The following is a 17754-nucleotide window of genomic DNA, read 5'->3' as shown; positions in this document are numbered from 1 at the left end:
TGTTCACTCAGGGCTGCAAACATCAAAACCCCCCGTTCCGTTCCGTATCCTGTGCCCGCTCATTCCCAGTCTGTTCGCCCGCAAGCTGCTCCAGGAGCACTGCGAGTACGCTCCGTACACTCTCCATACGAATTTCCGCACGGCTGCCGTTCAACCGCAGACCCTCGACTTTTCCGCCACCGGCAGAACCGGACCGGGCGGTGAGGGGCCCGTCGACGGCCACGAAGACCGTCCCGACGGGCTTGCCGTCCTGCGGGTCGGGGCCGGCGACCCCGGTGGTCGCGATGCCCCAGTCGGCGCCCAGCACCTTGCGGACTCCGGCTGCCATCTGGCCCGCGACCTGCGGATCCACCGCTCCGCGTTGGGCCAGCAGGGTGGCGTCGACGCCCAGCAGCTGATGCTTCAGTTCGGTTGCGTAGGCGGTGATCGAGCCCCGGAACACCCGGGACGCGCCGGGTACCCCGGTGATCTCCGCCGCTACCAGGCCACCCGTCAGCGACTCCGCGACGGCAAGGGTCTCTCCCCTCACGGTCAGTAGTCGCACCAGTTCGGTGGCCCTGGAACTCACGCTTCCTTCTCCTCCAACGCTGCCGCCCGCTCGGCGATTCCCCGCCGGCGCAGCACAATGGCTTGTCTTACGTAGTCGAGGCCCGTGACGACGGTGAGGACGACCGCCGCGGCCATCACCCAGAAGCGCAGGCTGGCGAGCCACCCGGTCAGGGCCAGGACGTACATCCCGACGGCCACGCCCTGGGTGAGCGTCTTCAGCTTGCCGCCCCGGCTGGCGGGGATGACACCGTAGCGAATGACCAGAAACCGCAGCAGGGTGATGCCGAGCTCCCGGCCGAGGATCACGGCCGTCACCCACCACGGCAGATCGCCGAGGCCGGACAGACAGATGAGCGCCGCACCCATGATCGCCTTGTCGGCGATGGGGTCGGCGATCTTCCCGAAGTCGGTGACCAGGTTGTAGGTGCGCGCCAGATGTCCGTCGAACAGATCGGTGATCATGGCGATGGCGAAGGCCGCCCAGGCCAGGGAGCGCCAGGCCGGGTCATAGCCGCCGTCGGCCAGCATCAGCGCCACGAAGCCGGGCACCAGGACGAGCCGGAGCATCGTCAGCAGATTGGCGACGTTCCAGACGCTCGCCTGGTTGACGGCCGCCGCCGCGATCTTCCCGCCGCGCGGCGGCTTGCCGCCCTCGGGAGCCGTGGCCGGAGCCGAAGCAGAACCGGAGACCTCGGACGGGGTTCCGCCGTCGGCAGCGGCGGCGGAGCCACGGGCGCCCTGCGCGCCGGAGGAGCCACCCGCGGCGGATGCCGGGACTCCGGTCATCTGCCCGCCTCCTCACTACACGCGAGCGAGCCGGTCAGCGGCTCGGCCACCAGGTCGACGCCTTCGGTGCCGACCACCTTCGCCTCGACCATACGTCCGACGCTCAGACCCGCGCCGCTCGTGAGGAGCACCTGGCCGTCGGTCTCCGGCGCCTGGTGCGCGCCGCGGCCGTGGACGCCCTCCTCCTCGTCCACGGACTCCACCAGGACCTGGACGGTCTCGCCGACGCGTTCCTCGGCGCGCTGCGAGACGAGTTCCTCGGCGAGCCGGGAGATGTGGGCCAGGCGCTCGGCGACGACGTCCTCGTCCAGCTTGTTGTCGTACGTCGCCGCTTCCGTGCCCTCCTCGTCCGAGTACCCGAAGACACCGATGGCGTCCAGCCGGGCGCCGTTCAGGAAGCGCTCCAGTTCGGCGAGGTCGGACTCGGACTCGCCGGGGAAGCCGACGATGAAGTTGGAGCGCACACCGGCCTCGGGGGCCTTGCTCCGGATGGTGTCGAGCAGTTCCAGGAAGCGGTCGGTGTCGCCGAAGCGGCGCATGGCGCGCAGCACGCCGGGCGCGGAGTGCTGGAAGGACAGGTCGAAGTACGGGGCGACCTTCGGCGTGGAGGTCAGGACGTCGATGAGTCCGGGGCGCATCTCGGCCGGCTGGAGGTAGCTCACCCGCACCCGCTCGATGCCGTCGACCTCGGCCAGCTCCGGCAGCAGGGACTCCAGCAGGCGGATGTCGCCGAGGTCCTTGCCGTAGGAGGTGTTGTTCTCGGAGACCAGCATGATCTCCTTCACGCCCTGCTCGGCCAGCCAGCGGGTCTCGTTCAGGACGTCGCTGGGGCGGCGGGAGATGAAGGAGCCGCGGAAGGAGGGGATGGCGCAGAAGGAGCAGCGCCGGTCGCAGCCCGAGGCGAGCTTGACCGAGGCGACCGGGGAGCCGTCGAGACGGCGGCGCAGCGGCGCACGGGGGCCCGAGGCGGGCGCGACGCCCTCCGGGAGGTCGGCCGGGCCGTGCCCGGGCAGCGCGACGGACGCTGCCGACTCCTGGCGCTCGGCGGGGCTGATCGGCAGCAGCTTGCGCCGGTCGCGGGGGGTGTGGGCGGCGTGGATGCCACCGGACAGGATGGTCTGGAGGCGGTCCGAGATGTTCGTGTAGTCGTCGAAGCCGAGGACACCGTCGGCCTCGGGCAGCGCTTCGGCCAGCTCCTTGCCGTACCGCTCGGCCATGCAGCCCACCGCCACGACGGCCTGGGTTCTGCCGTGGCTCTTGAGGTCGTTGGCCTCCAGCAGCGCATCGACGGAGTCCTTCTTGGCGGCCTCCACGAAGCCACAGGTGTTGACCACGGCGACGTCGGCGTCCGCGGCGTCCTCGACGAGCTGCCAGCCGTCCGCCTCCAAACGGCCTGCGAGCTCCTCGGAATCCACCTCGTTACGAGCGCAGCCGAGAGTGACGAGTGCGACGGTACGGCGTTCAGGCATGGGCTCAAGACTACTTTGTCTCACTGACAGCCCACGTCGACGGGGTTGGCCGATTGCGGCCGACTCCGTCACACAACCGTCCCGCGGGCCCTTCGTCAGCCCGCGACCGGGTCGCCCTTCGTGTAGGTGAGGCGCTCCACCGCGCCGGGCCGGAAGGTGTCCTCGATCTTCTTGCCGTTGACGTACAGCTCGATCGCCCCGGCGTCGCCGAGGATCAGGTTGATCTTGGAGCTGTCCTGGAAGGTCTTGGACTCGCCCTTCTTCAGCAGCCCGTCGTAGAGCATCCGGCCGTTGTGGTCCTTGGCCGAGATCCAGCTGCGTCCGTTGGGCGCGCTGACCTGGACGGTGACCTTGTCCTGGGGGGCGGCGGCGATGGCGCTGTCGGAGGGCTCGCCGGTCGGTGCGGCGGGCTTGTCCTTCTTCGGGGTGGGCGAGGCGGACTTGCCGGGCGTGGGGCTCTGACCCTCGGCGACCTGCGACTTGGCGTCACCGGAGGCTCCGCCGCCCTTGAACGCGGTGAACCCGACGAACCCGATCACGACGACGATCGCGGCGACCATCGCGGCGGTCCAGTTCGGGCCGCGCCGCTCCGGCCGGATCCGCTCCGCCTCGAACAGGGGTGCGGCGGGGGTGGGTGCGGGCCGGCCGCCGTGCTCGGCGTCGTACTGCGCGATCAGCGGCTCGGGATCGAGGTGGACGGCCCTGGCCAGCGTGCGGATGTGCCCACGGGCGTACACATCGCCGCCACAGGGGGCGAAGTCGTCCGCCTCGATGGCGCGCACGATGGCGATACGGACACGAGTGGCACTGCTGACTCCGTCCACGGTGAGCCCGGCCGCGATCCGCGCCTGCTGGAGCGCGCGGCCCACGGAGGGTCGGGCTTCCTGGGACTCGTCTCGGAACGGACGCTCGTCTTCAGGGGAGTTGCCGATGGACACGGGGGCGCCTTTCGAGCGTGTAGCCACCTGTGCTGGAAGCTCAGTCTAGGGGGGGTACGAAAGGGTGGGACAACCGGACGGTAGGACATTTGTGCGCCATCGGAATGGCCGGACTATCCGATGGTTTGACAGGCTGGTACCCCATGATGGGACGCCTACCTGTCCTTTCGCTCAACTGGACGTACGACAAAGGGGAACGGTTGCCCACCGGTCGCTAACGGGTGGGTCACGGCGACCCCGCCACCCGGCGTAACCCGCGTCCGCCGAACGGCCCTTCGCGCCTCACCCCTACGACTCCCCGCGGATCACGGCGAGCACGCCGTCCAGCTCGTCGGGCTTCACGAGAACGTCACGCGCCTTGGAGCCCTCGCTCGGCCCCACGATGTTGCGGGACTCCATGAGGTCCATGAGCCGTCCGGCCTTGGCGAAGCCGACGCGCAGCTTGCGCTGGAGCATGGACGTCGAGCCGAACTGGGTGGAGACGACCAGCTCGGCCGCCTGGCACAGCAGGTCGAGGTCGTCGCCGATGTCCTCGTCGATCTCCTTCTTCTGCTTGGTGCCCACGGTGACGTCGTCCCGGAAGACCGGCGCCATCTGCTCCTTGCAGTGCCGGACGACGGCCGCGACCTCCTCCTCGGTCACGAACGCGCCCTGCATACGCGTGGGCTTGTTCGCGCCCATCGGCAGGAACAGGCCGTCGCCCTTGCCGATCAGCTTCTCGGCGCCGGGCTGGTCGAGGATGACCCGGGAGTCGGCGAGCGAGGAGGTGGCGAAGGCCAGCCGGGAGGGCACGTTGGCCTTGATCAGACCGGTGACCACGTCGACCGAGGGACGCTGAGTGGCGAGCACCAGGTGGATGCCGGCCGCGCGCGCGAGCTGCGTGATGCGCACGATCGCGTCCTCCACGTCCCGCGGGGCGACCATCATGAGGTCGGCCAGCTCGTCCACGATCACCAGCAGGTACGGGTACGGCTGTAGCTCGCGCTCGCTGCCCTCGGGCGGCTTGGCCTTGCCCTCGCGCACCGCGCGGTTGAAGTCGTCGATGTGCCGGTACCCGTAGGCGGCCAGGTCGTCGTACCGGAGGTCCATCTCGCGGACCACCCATTGCAGCGCCTCGGCGGCCCGCTTGGGGTTGGTGATGATCGGCGTGATCAGGTGCGGGATGCCCTCGTAGGCGGTCAGCTCCACGCGCTTGGGGTCGACCAGGATCATCCGGACGTCCTCCGGGGTCGCCCGCATCATGACCGAGGTGATCAGGCAGTTGATGCAGGACGACTTGCCGGAACCGGTGGCGCCGGCGACCAGCATGTGCGGCATCTTCGCCAGCGAGTGCATGACGTACCCGCCCTCGACGTCCTTGCCGAAGGCGACCAGCATCGGGTCGTCGTCCTCCGCCGACTCCGCGAGGCGCAGCACGTCACCGAGGTTGACCATCTCCCGGTCGGTGTTCGGGATCTCGATGCCGACCGCGGACTTGCCGGGGATCGGGCTGATGATCCGCACGTCCGGGCTGGCCACGGCGTACGCGATGTTCTTGGTCAGCGCGGTGATCCGCTCGACCTTCACGGCGGGTCCGAGTTCGACCTCGTAGCGGGTGACCGTCGGGCCGCGGGTGAAGCCGGTGACGCGCGCGTCGACCTTGAACTCGGTGAAGACCTGGGTGAGCGAGGCGACGACGGCGTCGTTGGCCGCGCTGCGGGCCTTGCCGGGGCCGCCGCGCTGGAGCAGGTCCAGCGCGGGCAGCGCGTAGGTGATGTCGCCGGACAGCTGGAGCTGCTCCGCGCGCGCGGGCAGGTCGCGGGGTTCCTCCGGGGCCTTCTTGGTCAGGTCCGGGACGGAGCCGGCCGTCGGCTTCTCCTGCTGTGGGCGGGCCGCCGGGACCGGCTTGGGGGCAGGAGCGGGGGCCTGCTCGTCGGCGGTCGCCGGCGCGGGCACCGGGGTGGTGTCCTCGCGTTCGCCCGCGCTCACCCCCTGGGTGAGGTCGGCGACGAGCGGGGACGGCGGCATGCCGTGCAGGACGGCGCCGTCGAGCGCGGCGGCAGCCGCCGCCGCGACGTCCACGGCGTCCATCTGCCGCTGGGGGTCCGGCTGGGGCACCGCGGAGCGCCTGGGGCGCCCGCGGCGCTGCGAGAGGGCGTCCTCCTCGGCGCTGTCGGGGTCGTACGCCTGCGGGGCGGCGGAGCGTCGGCGGGGGCGCGCGGGCGTCGCCTCGCGCCACTGCTCGTCGTAGTACTCCTCCTCGAACCGGTCCTCCTCGGGGTCGCGCAGCACGCCCAGGTGCACGCCGAGCGTCCGCAGCCGCTGCGGGATGGCGTTGACCGGGGTGGCGGTCACCACGAGCAGCCCGAAGACGGTCAGCAGCACCAGCAGCGGTACGGCGAGCACCTCGGTCATGGTGTACGTCAGCGGGGTGGCGGCCGCCCAGCCGATGAGGCCGCCGGCGTCCCTTATGCCCTGCATGCCGTCGCTGCGCGCGGGCGAGCCGCAGGCGATGTGGACCTGGCCGAGCACGCCGACGACGAGCGCGGACAGGCCGATCACGATCCGCCCGTTGGCCTCCGGCTGTTCCGGGTGCCGGATGAACCGTACGGCGATCACCGCGAGCAGTATCGGCACCAGCAGGTCGAGCCGGCCGAAGGCGCCGGTGACCAGGATCTCGACCAGGTCGCCGACGGGGCCGCGCAGGTCCGCCCAGGTGCCGGCGGCGACGATCAGGGCGATGCCCAGCAGCAGCAGCGCGATGCCGTCCTTGCGGTGGGCCGGGTCGAGGTTCTTCGCGCCCTGCCCTATGCCGCGGAAGACGGCGCCCACGGCGTGCGCCAGGCCGAGCCAGAGGGCGCGCACGAGCCGGTACAGGCCCCCGGCAGGCGCGGGCGCCGGCTTCGCGGGCACGGTCTTCCTCGCCGGGGCCTTCTTGGCCGGGGGTTTCCTCGGGGCGGCCTTCTTCGCCGGAGCCTTCGCGGGAGCCGCCGCCTTCCTGGCGGGCTGCTTCTTGGCTGCGGAGGGACGTGAGGCCATGGTGTGAGGTTACCGGGGGAGACGACAGCGGACACCTGTGCCCACAGCTTCACCCGTTCGTGTCGTGCCTGCGGGGGCCCGGAACTGACGCACACTCATCCGTGACCTCGGTCCGGTGCGCGCCAGTTCCACCTGTACGTCAGTTCTGCGAGGGCACCGAGGCACCGGCGCCGCCCGCGCCCGGCTCCAGGGCGTCGAGCGCACGGCGCAACCCGGTGAGTTTGCGCTCCAGATGGGCCGCCGTGGCCACCGCGGCCGCGTCCGCGGAGTCGTCGTCCAGCTGCTTGGACAGCGCCTCCGCCTGCTCCTCGACGGCCGCGAGCCGCGCGGACAGCTCGGCGAGGAGCCCGGCCGGCTCCTTGCCGGCGGCTCCGTCCTTGGCGCCGCCCTCCAACTGGAGCCGCAGCAGCGCCGCCTGCTCCCGCAGCTGGCAGTTCTTCATGTACAGCTCGACGAAGACCGAGACCTTCGCGCGCAGCACCCACGGGTCGAACGGCTTGCTGATGTAGTCCACCGCGCCCGCCGCGTAGCCCCGGAAGGTGTGGTGCGGGCCGTGGTTGATCGCCGTGAGGAAGATGATCGGGATGTCCCGGGTGCGCTCGCGCCGCTTGATGTGCGCGGCGGTCTCGAACCCGTCCATGCCCGGCATCTGGACATCCAGCAGAATGACCGCGAAATCGTCCGTGAGCAGCGCTTTGAGCGCTTCCTCCCCGCTCGATGCCCGCACCAGCGTCTGATCGAGCGCAGAGAGGATGGCCTCCAGCGCCAGCAGATTCTCCGGCCGGTCATCGACCAGGAGGATCTTGGCCTTCTGCACCATGGCCCGCCCTCCTCGCCCCGGCGGTACACCGGGCGCCGCCCCAGGGGACGACTCCCTTTCGCCGTCCGTCCTTGTGCCGGTCATCGTAGCCGCACCCCGCCTGTCGCCACACCCTGTCACCGCGATGTCACTGTGCACACAGCGGAAACGCGGCGAGACCCCGGATGGTTCCCGGAACCCGGGATTCCGCCGCGTACCCGGCCTTCATCATGCAGCAACTCCCCGGGGCCGCCGAAGGTTCCCCCGGTGTTCACCGCACACCCGTCCGATCCGCTCACCCTGGGCACCCCGCGGTCACTCCGCGGTCATCCACTGGCGCATCACCGACAGCAGGTGATCAGGATCGACCGGCTTGGTGACATAGTCGGAGGCGCCCGACTCGATCGCCTTCTCCCGGTCGCCCTTCATCGCCTTCGCGGTGAGCGCGATGATCGGCAGCCCCGCGAACTGCGGCATCCTGCGGATCGCCGTGGTCGTCGCGTACCCGTCCATCTCCGGCATCATGATGTCCATCAGGACGACCGCCACGTCGTCGTGCTGCTCCAGCACCTCGATGCCCTCGCGGCCGTTCTCCGCGTACAGCACCGACAGGCCGTGCTGCTCCAGGACACTGGTCAGCGCGAACACGTTGCGGATGTCGTCGTCGACGATCAGCACCTTCTCGCCGCCGAACCGCACCGCGCGGCCCTGCTGCGGCGCGTGCTCCTGCTCCGGCACCGCCGTCCACTGCTCGGGCCGCTGCCCGTCCTCCGGCCGGCTCCGCCGCCGGCGCCTGAAGAGCGCGGCGGCGCCGTTCTGCGTCTCCCGGTACGACTTCACCTCGGCCGGCGTCTCGATCTCCACCGCGGACAGCTCGGAGGACAGATGCGCCTCGGAGGCGACCAGGTCGCCGGCCTCCAGCGCGGGCACGGACTGCTGGTAGCCCTGCGGCGGCAGTTCGCTCGGGTGCAGCGGCAGGTAGAGCGTGAACGTCGAGCCGCGGCCCGGTTCGCTCTGCGCGTGGATCTCGCCGCCGAGCAGCTGCGCGATCTCCCGCGAGATCGACAGGCCGAGGCCGGTGCCGCCGTACTTGCGGCTGGTGGTGCCGTCCGCCTGCTTGAACGCCTCGAAGATCACCCGCATCTTGCTGGCCGCGATGCCGATACCGGTGTCGGTCACCGAGAACGCGATCAGTTCGCCGCCCGGATCACGCAGCGAACCGGCCTCCAGCAGCTGTTCCCGGATGGACTGCGGCACACTCGCGCCCGCGGGCCGGATCACCAGCTCCACCGACCCGGAGTCGGTGAACTTCACCGCGTTGGACAGCAGGTTGCGCAGCACCTGGAGCAGCCGCTGCTCGTCGGTGTGCAGGGTCGCCGGCAGCTCCGGGGAGACCCGGACGGACAGGTCCAGGCCCTTCTCCGCGGTCAGCGGCCGGAAGGTGGCCTCCACGTAGTCCACCAGCTGGACGAGCGCGATCCGCGTCGGGGAGACGTCCATCTTGCCCGCCTCGACCTTCGACAGGTCCAGGATGTCGTTGATCAGCTGGAGCAGGTCGGAGCCGGCGCCGTGGATGGTCTCGGCGAACTCGACCTGCTTGGGCGAGAGGTTGCCCTCGGCGTTGTCGGCGAGCAGCTTCGCCAGGATCAGCAGCGAGTTGAGCGGGGTGCGCAGCTCGTGCGACATGTTGGCGAGGAACTCGCTCTTGTAGCGCATCGAGACCGCGAGCTGCTCGGCACGCTCCTCCAGGACCTGCCGGGCCTCCTCGATCTCGGTGTTCTTCACCTCGATGTCCCGGTTCTGCCGGGCCAGCAGCTCGGCCTTCTCCTCCAGTTCGGCGTTGGAGGCCTGGAGCGCCTTCTGCCGGTTCTCCAGCTCGGCCGACCGCTCCCGCAGCTGCTCGGTCAGCTCCTGCGACTGCTTGAGCAGCTGTTCGGTCTTGGTGTTGACCGAGATGGTGTTGACGCTGGTCGCGATCATCTCGGCGATCTGGTTGAGGAAGTCCTTCTGGATGTGCGTGAACGGCGTGAAGGACGCCAGCTCGATCACACCGAGCACCTTGCCCTCGAACAGCACCGGCAACACGATGACCTGCGCGGGCGGCGCCTCGCCGAGCCCCGAGGAGATCTTCAGATAACCGCTCGGCGCGTCCGATACCAGGATCGTGCGCTTCTCCTGCGCGGCCGTGCCGACCAGCGCCTCACCGGGCCGGAACGACGTCGGCATGGAGCCCATCGAGTAGCCGTACGAGCCGAGCATCCGCAGCTCGTAGTCGTCCTCGCCGTTGCCGACGCCCTTGCCCTCCATGAGCGGCATCGCCACGAAGAACGCGCCGTGCTGCGCGGACACCACCGGCGTCAGCTCGCTCATGATCAGCGAGGCCACGTCCTCCAGGTCCCGGCGGCCCTGCATGAGGGCCGAGATCCGGGCCAGGTTGCCCTTGAGCCAGTCCTGCTCCTTGTTGGCGATCGTGGTGTCGCGCAGGTTGGCGATCATCTTGTTGATGTAGTCCTGGAGCTCCTGGATCTCGCCGGACGCGTCCACGTCGATCTTCAGGTTCAGGTCGCCGCGGGTCACCGCGGTCGCCACGCGCGCGATGGCCCGCACCTGCCGGGTCAGGTTCCCGGCCATCTCGTTCACGGACTCGGTCAGGTCCCGCCAGGTGCCGTCGACGTCACGCACGCGTGCCTGACCGCCCAGCTGCCCTTCCGTACCCACCTCGCGGGCCACCCGGGTGACCTCCTCGGCGAAGCTGGACAGCTGGTCGACCATCGTGTTGATCGTCGTCTTCAGCTCGAGGATCTCGCCGCGCGCGTCAATGTCGATCTTCTTCGTCAGGTCACCCTTGGCGATGGCCGTGGTGACCATGGCGATGTTGCGCACCTGGCCGGTCAGGTTGGACGCCATCTGGTTCACCGACTCGGTGAGGTCCTTCCAGGTGCCGGCCACACCCGGCACGTGCGCCTGGCCGCCCAGAATGCCGTCCGTGCCCACCTCACGGGCCACCTTGGTGACCTGGTCGGCGAACGAACTCAGCGTCTTCACCATGGTGTTGATGGTGTCGGCGAGCTGCGCGACCTCACCGCGCGCCTCGATCGTCACCTGCTGCGTCAGGTCACCGTTGGCGACGGCCGCGGCCACCTGGGAGATGTTGCGCACCTGCATGGTCAGGTTGTTGGCCATCAGGTTGACGTTGTTGCTGAGGTCCTTCCAGATGCCCGTGACGCCCGGCACGTGCGCCTGACCGCCCAGGATGCCCTCGGTGCCCACCTCACGGGCCACCCGGGTCACCTGCTCGGCGAAGCTGGACAGCTGGTCCACCATCGTGTTGACCGTCGTGACGAGCTCAAGGATCTCGCCCTTCGCGTCAACAGTGATCTTCTTCGACAGGTCGCCCTTGGCGACCGCCGTCGTCACCTCGGCGATGTTGCGCACCTGGATGGTCAGGTTGTTCGCCATGAAGTTCACGGACTGCGTGAGGTCCTTCCAGGTGCCGGAGACACCCTGCACCTCGGCCTGACCGCCGAGCATGCCCTCCGTACCCACCTCCCGGGCCACCCGCGTGACCTCCTGGGCGAACGACGACAGCTGGTCGACCATCGTGTTCAGGGTGTTCTTCAGCTCCAGGATCTCCCCGCGCGCGTCCACGGTGATCTTCTGAGACAGGTCACCGCGCGCCACGGCGGTGGCGACCTGCGCGATGTTGCGCACCTGGGCCGTGAGGTTGCCGGCCATGCCGTTCACCGAGTCGGTCAGGTCCCGCCACACACCGGCCACACCGGGCACCTGCGCCTGCCCGCCCAGGCGGCCCTCCGTACCCACGTCCCGCGCGACGCGGGTCACCTGGTCGGCGAAGGCGGACAACTGGTCGACCATCGTGTTGATCGTGTTCTTCAGCTCAAGGATCTCGCCGCGCGCGTCCACGTCGATCTTCTGCGACAGGTCACCGCGCGCCACGGCCGTCGTCACCTGGGCGATCTGCCGCACCTGGGACGTCAGGTTGCCGGCCATGAAGTTGACGGAGTCCGTCAGCTCCTTCCACGTACCGGAGACGCCGTCCACCCGGGCCTGACCGCCCAGCCGGCCCTCCGTACCCACATCCCGGGCCATCCGCGTGACCTGGTCGGCGAAGCTCGACAGCTGGTCCACCATCGTGTTCACGGTGTTCTTCAGCTGGAGCATCTCACCGGACACGTCCACGGTGACCTTCTGCGACAGGTCGCCGTTGGCCACCGCCGTGGTCACCTGGGCGATGTTGCGCACCTGCCCGGTGAGGTTGCGGAACGCGGTGTTGACGGAGTCCGTCAGGTCCTTCCAGGTACCGGCCGCCCCCGGCACCTGCGCCTGGCCGCCCAGCTCACCCTCGACACCGATCTCCCGGGCGACCCGCGTCACCTCGGCGCCGAACGCCGACAGCTGGTCCACCATGCCGTTGACGGTGTTCTTCAGCTCCAGCATCTCGCCGGCCACGTCCACGGTGACCTTCTGCGACAGATCACCGCTGGCCACCGCGGTCGTCACCGCGGCGATGTCCCGCACCTGGGTGGTCAGGTTCCGGAACACCGTGTTGACGGAGTCCGTCAGGTCCTTCCACGTACCCGCCGCGCCCGGCACGTTCGCCTGCCCGCCGAGCCGCCCTTCCGCGCCGACCTCGTTCGCCACCCGCGTGACCTCGTCCGCGAAGATCCGCAGCGTCTCGGTCATCTGGTTGATCGTCTCGGCGAGCTGCGCCACCTCACCGCGCGCCGGAACCGTCACCTTCTGCGACAGGTCGCCGTTGGCCACAGCGGTCGTCACCTGGGAGATCCCCCGCACCTGCGCGGTCAGGTTGCCCGCCATCGTGTTGACGGAGTCCGTCAGCTCCTTCCACACGCCGGCCACCTCGGGCACCTGCGCCCGGCCGCCCAGGATGCCCTCCGTGCCCACCTCCCGGGCCACCCGTGTGACCTCGGAGGAGAACGCCGACAGCTGGTCCACCATCGTGTTGACGGTGTTCTTCAGCTCCAGCATCTCGCCGGCGACGTGGACGGTCACCTTCCGGGACAGGTCACCCCTGGCCACCGCCGTGGTCACCAGGGCGATGTCGCGCACCTGGGCGGTCAGCCGGTCCGCCATCGTGTTGACGGACTCGGTCAGGTCCTTCCACGAACCGGACATACCGCGCACCCGAGCCTGACCGCCGAGCTTGCCCTCGGTGCCGACCTCGCTGGCCACGCGCGTGACCTCGTCCGTGAACGTCGACAACTGGTCGACCAGGTTGTTGACGGTACGGCCGACCTTCAGGAACTCACCCCGCAACGGATGCCCGGTACCGCCGTCCGGCGCCTGCGTCCGCAGCTCCATCCGCGGCGACAGATCGCCCTCGGCGACCGCGGTGAGCACCCGGCTGACCTCCGAGACCGGCCGGACCAGGTCGTCCACCAGCGCGTTGGAGTTGTCGATGGCCGTCGCCCAGGAGCCCTCGCAGGCCCCCGTCTCCAGCCGCTCCGTGAGCTTTCCCTCACGCCCCACCATGCGCCGCACCCGCGACAGTTCACCGGTCAGATGCAGGTTCCGGTCGGCCACCTCGTTGAAGACGGCCGCGATCTCCGACATCACGCCGTCCCCGGAGACCGTGAGCCGCTTGCGGAAGTTGCCGTCGCGCATCGACACGAGGGCCGCCAGCAGCCGATTCAGGGCAGCCGTGTCCACCGTGGTGGTGCCGCCGCTCCTGCCCAGGGACGATTCGCCTTTCGCGCGCGTCTTCGTACCTCGCGTCGCCGCGCCAGACTCCACTGTGTCCCTCCCGGAGGGGTAGACCGTTACTGCTGTGCTCGATCGCTTCGGCCCGGCCTGCCGGTCATCGGCATACCGGTTACTTCCGCGTACCGGTTACTGCTGCGTATTTCTGCCAGACGGGGTCCGGCCACACCAATGGCTGCTGCCCGCCGTACACGGAACGCACGCAGCCCGACCCGACCTTCGTCAGAAGCCTGCCCAGTGTTTCACCCCGGCCGAACCAGGCCATAACAGTTCGGCAGCTTCGCACATCGTCCGCACACCCTGGGGGCGTAAACACCGGCGACCGGCATCCACTGGGACCGCGAAGGTAAGTAACCTTGCATGCGGCTGTCCAGCCGCACCGGTCCGACCGGTCTGGGCGGTGGCACGAGTACGAGCGGGCATCGGAGGGGCGGCCGGACACCATGACCACCGGACTGATCCCCGGGGGACATCCCCCGGAGCCACAGCCGACCGGCGAGCTGATGCCGCAGCAGCGGAGCGAGCCGGCCGGCCACGCAGCCCTGCATGTCGACAACCGGCCGAGGAGTTCTGTGATCACCGCGCGCGCGGCTGCCAGTTTCGAGCCCGTCGGACGATCGGTCGCGACCGCCCGGTCCTTCGTCCGCGACACCCTCCAGGGCTGGGGGTTCGCCGACATCGTCGACGACGCGGTCGTCCTCACCAGCGAACTGGTGACCAACGCCGTCGTCCACGCGGGCACGCACGCGGAAGTGCTGTGCCTGCGCACCGAGGACGGCGTGCGCATCGAGGTCTCCGACCGCTACCCGGAGCGCGAGGTCCCCCTCCAGGGCTCCGCCGTCGCCATGAGCAGCCCCGACCGCGAGGGCGGCCGGGGCCTCCAGCTCTGCGCGGCCCTGGCGACCCGCTGGGGCGTGGACTACACCCCCACCCACAAGAACGTCTGGTTCCAGCTCAACCTGCCCGAGCGCCCGGTCGGCACCCGCACCGCCGGCCCGGCCCTGCCCGCCGACCTCCTCCCGCTGGCCGACGGCCGCGTCCGCGTCGCCGTCCTCCAGGTCGACCGGAAGGGCGGCATCAGCGCCTGGAACGAGGACGCCGAGGAGCTGTTCGGCTACCCGTCCTCCGACGTCATCGGCAAGCCCCTCGTCGACCTGGCCGCCTGGCCGCACACCCCGGGCACCGGTACCGGCATCGCCGAGGCCCTCCAGCTCTCCCGCTGGGAGGGCACCTACGGCATCCGCGGCGTCGACGGCCGCGTGGCCCAGGTGTACGCCTCCCACCTCAGGGTCCGCGACACCGGAGGCGAACCCTCCACCGTCTGCCTCCTCGTCCGCGACCACGAGCGCGCCGTCCTGCAAACCCCCTCCCGCGTCCCGGCCACCGACCCGGCCCCGTCCGCCGACGGGCAGAGCACCGACCCCTTCGAGGTGTTCATCGGCTCCCCCGCCCCGGACGACCTCGACGGCCTCCTCCAGCGCACGGTGGAACGCGCCCGCGACATGCTCGACGGCGACTCGGCGTTCCTGCTGCTCGCCACCGACGACGAGACGGAACTGGAGGTCCGCGCCTCCACCGGCCTGCCCTCCGCCCGCCAGCGCTTCGCGCGCGTGCCCGTCGAAGCGGGCCCCGGCCGCTACGGCTCCGCCCGCATGCCCGCCGTCCACGACGACCTCGCCGCCGTCCCCGGGGCCGTACCCCTGCTCGCCGGAACCGGCATGCGCTCCGTCGTCACCGTCCCGCTCAAGGTCGAGGGCCGCCTCACCGGCTCCCTCGGCGTCGCGGCGGAGGCGCCCGGCCGCTACACCAACGAGGAGGCGCTGCGCCTCCAGTTCGCCGCCGACCGCATCGCCCTGGCCGTCGAGTCGGCCCGCCTCGGCGAACTGGAACGGCTGCGCCGCGGCTCCCTCAGCTTCCTGGTCGAGGCCTCCGACCTGCTGGCCGGCACCCTGGACCGCGACCAGACCCTCGCCCTGATGGCCCAGATGACGGTCCCGACGCTGGCCACCTGGTGCGCGGTCTACACGATCGCCGACCAGGCCTCCGAGCCGTACCTGTCGTACGTCCTGCACGAGGACGAGGAACTCATCGACGGCATCAAGTCGCTGCTGTCGAAGGTCCCCCCGCCGGACCCGGTGCCGACGCCCGGCGCCCGCGTGTGGACGGCCCCCGGCGAGGTCGCCCACCAGGCCGCCCTGCGCACCTCCATGCGCAGCCTGGGCCTGGCCGGCGGCCCCACGCACCAGATCGCCTCCGGCATCGGCCCGACACTCGCGACGGCCTCCGCGGTCGGCGGTGAGACGGTCGTCCTGCCGCTCGTCGCACGCAACCGCGTCATCGGCATGCTGACCCTCGGCAAGCCCACCGACGAGCACTTCCGCCAGGAAATCCTGGAACTCGCCGAGGACTTGAGCCGCCGGGCCGCCCTCGCCCTGGACAACGCCCGCCTGTACTCGGAGCGCACGGCCATCAGCCAGTCCCTCCAGCGCAGCCTGCTCCCGCCGGGCCTGCCGCAGATCGACGGCGTCGAGGTCGAGGTCATCTACCGCGCGGCCGGCGAGGGCAACGAGGTCGGCGGTGACTTCTACGACCTCTTCCCCATCGGCGACGGCGCGTACGGCTTCGCCATCGGCGACGTCTGCGGTACGGGCCCCAACGCGGCGGCGGTCACCGGCCTGGCCCGGCACGCGCTGCGCCTGCTGGCCCGCGAGGGCCTGTCCGGCCCGGCCGTGCTGGAGCGCCTGAACTCCGCGATCCTCGACGAGGGCGACCGCAGCCGCTTCCTGACCCTCCTCTACGGCGAGATGCGCCCGCAGGAGGACGGCAGCGCCGAGCTGAAGGTGGTCTGCGCCGGCCACCCGCTCCCGCTGCGCCTGCGCCAGGACGGCACGGTGACGGCCGCGGCCGAACCCCAGCCGCTGCTGGGCGTCATCGAGGACCTGGAGCTGTACGAGGAGACGGTCACCCTCGACCCGGGTGACGTGCTGCTGTGCGTCACGGACGGCGTCACCGAACGCCGGGAGGGCTCGCGCATGCTGGGCGACGACGGTCTCGCCGACGTCCTCACGACGTGCACGGGTCTGACGGCGGGCGCGGTCGCGGCACGCATCATGCGCGCGGTCGAGCGTTTCGCCTCCGACGCCCCCTCCGACGACATGGCCATTCTGGCGATGCGGGTTCCGGGAATCCACAAGGAGGCCTGAGGAAGCACGAAAATGCCCCACCCGGTAAGGGTGGGGCATTTTTGCCGGAGCCCCCAAACGGAATCGAACCGTTGACCTTCTCCTTACCATGGAGACGCTCTGCCGACTGAGCTATAGGGGCCTGTCGTTTTCGAGGTTTCCCTCGCGGCGACGAAGAAACTGTACCCCGAGCAGGCCCGAGTTCCCAAATTCGTGTGCCGTCCGGTCAGAAGGCGGGCTGAAGCAGACCGCCCAGGGCGTTGCAGGCGGACACTATGCGGTGCATCTCCCGCTTGGTGAGCGCGGCGTCCACGGGCAGCGCGAGCGTTTCGTCGGCGGCCAGCTCGGTCTGCGGCAACGACACGCACCGGCGGAATTCCGGCAGCCGGTGCGCGGGCGTCTTCACCGGCACCCGGCACTCAACTCCCTTGGCCCGTACGGCCCGCGCGAAGGCGTCCCGGTCCGGCCGGCCGTTCCCCGGCACCCGTACGACGTACTGCTGGTAGGTGTGCCCGTCCCCACCGTCCGGCGTCCGCACGCCCTTCAACTTGGCGTCGAGATAGGCCGCGCGCTCCCTGCGCTGCGCTATCTCGTCGTACGGCGCCTCGGACTCGCCCTGCTCCAGCACCAGCAGCCCGTGCCGCTGCCCGAGCGCGTGCAACCGCCCGATGTCGGCCCGCCGTCCGAAGCGGTGGACGACAACCACCGCGGCCGTACGTGCGGTTACGGCCGCCTCGACCGCGTCCGGGTCGAGGCAGTAGGTCACGGGATCTATGTCCGCGAACACCGGGAGCGCGCCCGCCAGGGTCACGGCCTCGGCGACCTCGACGTTCCCGAAGGCCGGTACGACGACCTCGTCACCGACTCCTACGCCGGCGGCCCTGAGCATAGCTGCGGTTCCCATGTCTGGGATGCTGGGCCCGCAACGTGAACGACACGTTACGCACAACAGAAAAAGGCCGGACCCCGAACCGAAGTTCAGGATCCGACCTTTTCAAAATTTGTTCGGCGGCGTCCTACTCTCCCACAGGGTCCCCCCTGCAGTACCATCGGCGCTGTGAGGCTTAGCTTCCGGGTTCGGAATGTAACCGGGCGTTTCCCTCACGCTATGACCACCGAAACACTATGAAACAATCAACCGGAACGCCCCCCAAAAGAGGCGACATGGTCGTGGTTTCAGAACCAACACAGTGAACGCGAGCGTCTGAGGACAAGCCCTCGGCCTATTAGTACCAGTCAACTCCACCCGTTACCAGGCTTCCATATCTGGC

General features: G+C 70.0%; 9 protein-coding genes, 1 tRNA gene and 1 rRNA gene. 1 reads left to right on the top strand and 10 read right to left on the bottom strand.

Going from position 1 to position 17754, the window contains the following annotated elements; translation table 11 throughout:
- Positions 1 to 22: 22 nt before the first annotated feature.
- The 7 genes from IE294_RS00055 to IE294_RS00025 form a co-directional block, all read right to left on the bottom strand.
- Positions 23 to 568: a CinA family protein gene (locus IE294_RS00055; protein ID WP_189881131.1), complete on the bottom strand. Its 546-nt coding sequence runs from the start codon at positions 566 to 568 to the stop codon at positions 23 to 25.
- Positions 565 to 1335 (bottom strand): CDP-diacylglycerol--glycerol-3-phosphate 3-phosphatidyltransferase, encoded by a 771-nt coding sequence (pgsA, locus tag IE294_RS00050; protein ID WP_189881130.1) that lies wholly within the window; start codon positions 1333 to 1335, stop codon positions 565 to 567. Before pgsA ends, IE294_RS00055 begins: the two co-directional genes overlap by 4 nt.
- The gene (gene rimO / locus IE294_RS00045) at positions 1332 to 2804 is read right to left on the bottom strand and encodes a 30S ribosomal protein S12 methylthiotransferase RimO (protein ID WP_189881129.1); all 1473 of its coding nucleotides are present in this window, start codon (positions 2802 to 2804) and stop codon (positions 1332 to 1334) included. The genes pgsA and rimO overlap by 4 nt, the downstream gene beginning before the upstream one ends.
- A gap of 95 nt (positions 2805 to 2899) precedes the next feature.
- Positions 2900 to 3742 carry a helix-turn-helix domain-containing protein gene (locus IE294_RS00040; RefSeq protein WP_189881128.1) on the bottom strand — a complete coding sequence of 281 codons (843 nt, stop codon included), beginning with the start codon at positions 3740 to 3742 and terminating at the stop codon, positions 2900 to 2902.
- A 288-nt stretch (positions 3743 to 4030) separates the two neighbouring features.
- Positions 4031 to 6760 (bottom strand): DNA translocase FtsK, encoded by a 2730-nt coding sequence (locus tag IE294_RS00035; protein ID WP_189881127.1) that lies wholly within the window; start codon positions 6758 to 6760, stop codon positions 4031 to 4033.
- Between the two features lie 139 nt (positions 6761 to 6899).
- Positions 6900 to 7580: a response regulator gene (locus IE294_RS00030; RefSeq protein WP_189881126.1), complete on the bottom strand. Its 681-nt coding sequence runs from the start codon at positions 7578 to 7580 to the stop codon at positions 6900 to 6902.
- A gap of 294 nt (positions 7581 to 7874) precedes the next feature.
- On the bottom strand, positions 7875 to 13334 hold the full coding sequence (locus IE294_RS00025) for a HAMP domain-containing protein (RefSeq protein WP_189881125.1): 5460 nt from the start codon (positions 13332 to 13334) through the stop codon (positions 7875 to 7877).
- A gap of 410 nt (positions 13335 to 13744) precedes the next feature.
- On the opposite strand from IE294_RS00025, the gene IE294_RS00020 reads away from it, so the two are divergent.
- Positions 13745 to 16504: a SpoIIE family protein phosphatase gene (locus tag IE294_RS00020; protein WP_189881124.1), complete on the top strand. Its 2760-nt coding sequence runs from the start codon at positions 13745 to 13747 to the stop codon at positions 16502 to 16504.
- 48 nt (positions 16505 to 16552) lie between these two features.
- Here the strand turns inward: IE294_RS00020 and IE294_RS00015 are convergent.
- From IE294_RS00015 to rrf, 3 genes are all read right to left on the bottom strand, one after another.
- Positions 16553 to 16625, bottom strand: a tRNA-Thr gene (locus IE294_RS00015).
- Positions 16626 to 16709: 84 nt separating this feature from the next.
- Positions 16710 to 17372 carry a DegT/DnrJ/EryC1/StrS family aminotransferase gene (locus IE294_RS00010; RefSeq protein ID WP_189881764.1) on the bottom strand — a complete coding sequence of 221 codons (663 nt, stop codon included), beginning with the start codon at positions 17370 to 17372 and terminating at the stop codon, positions 16710 to 16712.
- Between the two features lie 114 nt (positions 17373 to 17486).
- Positions 17487 to 17603: ribosomal RNA gene (gene rrf, locus IE294_RS00005) — 5S ribosomal RNA — on the bottom strand.
- Between the last annotated feature and the right edge of the window lie 151 nt (positions 17604 to 17754).

The sequence above is a fragment of the Streptomyces canarius genome (genome assembly GCF_014650735.1).
GTDB classification, from domain to species: domain Bacteria; phylum Actinomycetota; class Actinomycetes; order Streptomycetales; family Streptomycetaceae; genus Streptomyces; species Streptomyces olivaceoviridis.
The sequence above is the reverse complement of the archived record's forward strand: the minus strand, read 5'-3'. Positions and strand labels throughout refer to the sequence as shown.

Excerpts from the sequence above, each read along its gene's own strand:
- IE294_RS00010 (WP_189881764.1), bottom strand. The coding sequence starts at position 17,372 with ATGCTCAGGGCCGCCGGCGTAGGAGTCGGTGACGAGGTCGTCGTACCG.
- IE294_RS00020 (WP_189881124.1), top strand. The coding sequence starts at position 13,745 with ATGACCACCGGACTGATCCCCGGGGGACATCCCCCGGAGCCACAGCCG.
- pgsA (WP_189881130.1), bottom strand. The coding sequence starts at position 1,335 with ATGACCGGAGTCCCGGCATCCGCCGCGGGTGGCTCCTCCGGCGCGCAG.
- IE294_RS00035 (WP_189881127.1), bottom strand. The coding sequence starts at position 6,760 with ATGGCCTCACGTCCCTCCGCAGCCAAGAAGCAGCCCGCCAGGAAGGCG.
- rimO (WP_189881129.1), bottom strand. The coding sequence starts at position 2,804 with ATGCCTGAACGCCGTACCGTCGCACTCGTCACTCTCGGCTGCGCTCGT.
- IE294_RS00030 (WP_189881126.1), bottom strand. The coding sequence starts at position 7,580 with ATGGTGCAGAAGGCCAAGATCCTCCTGGTCGATGACCGGCCGGAGAAT.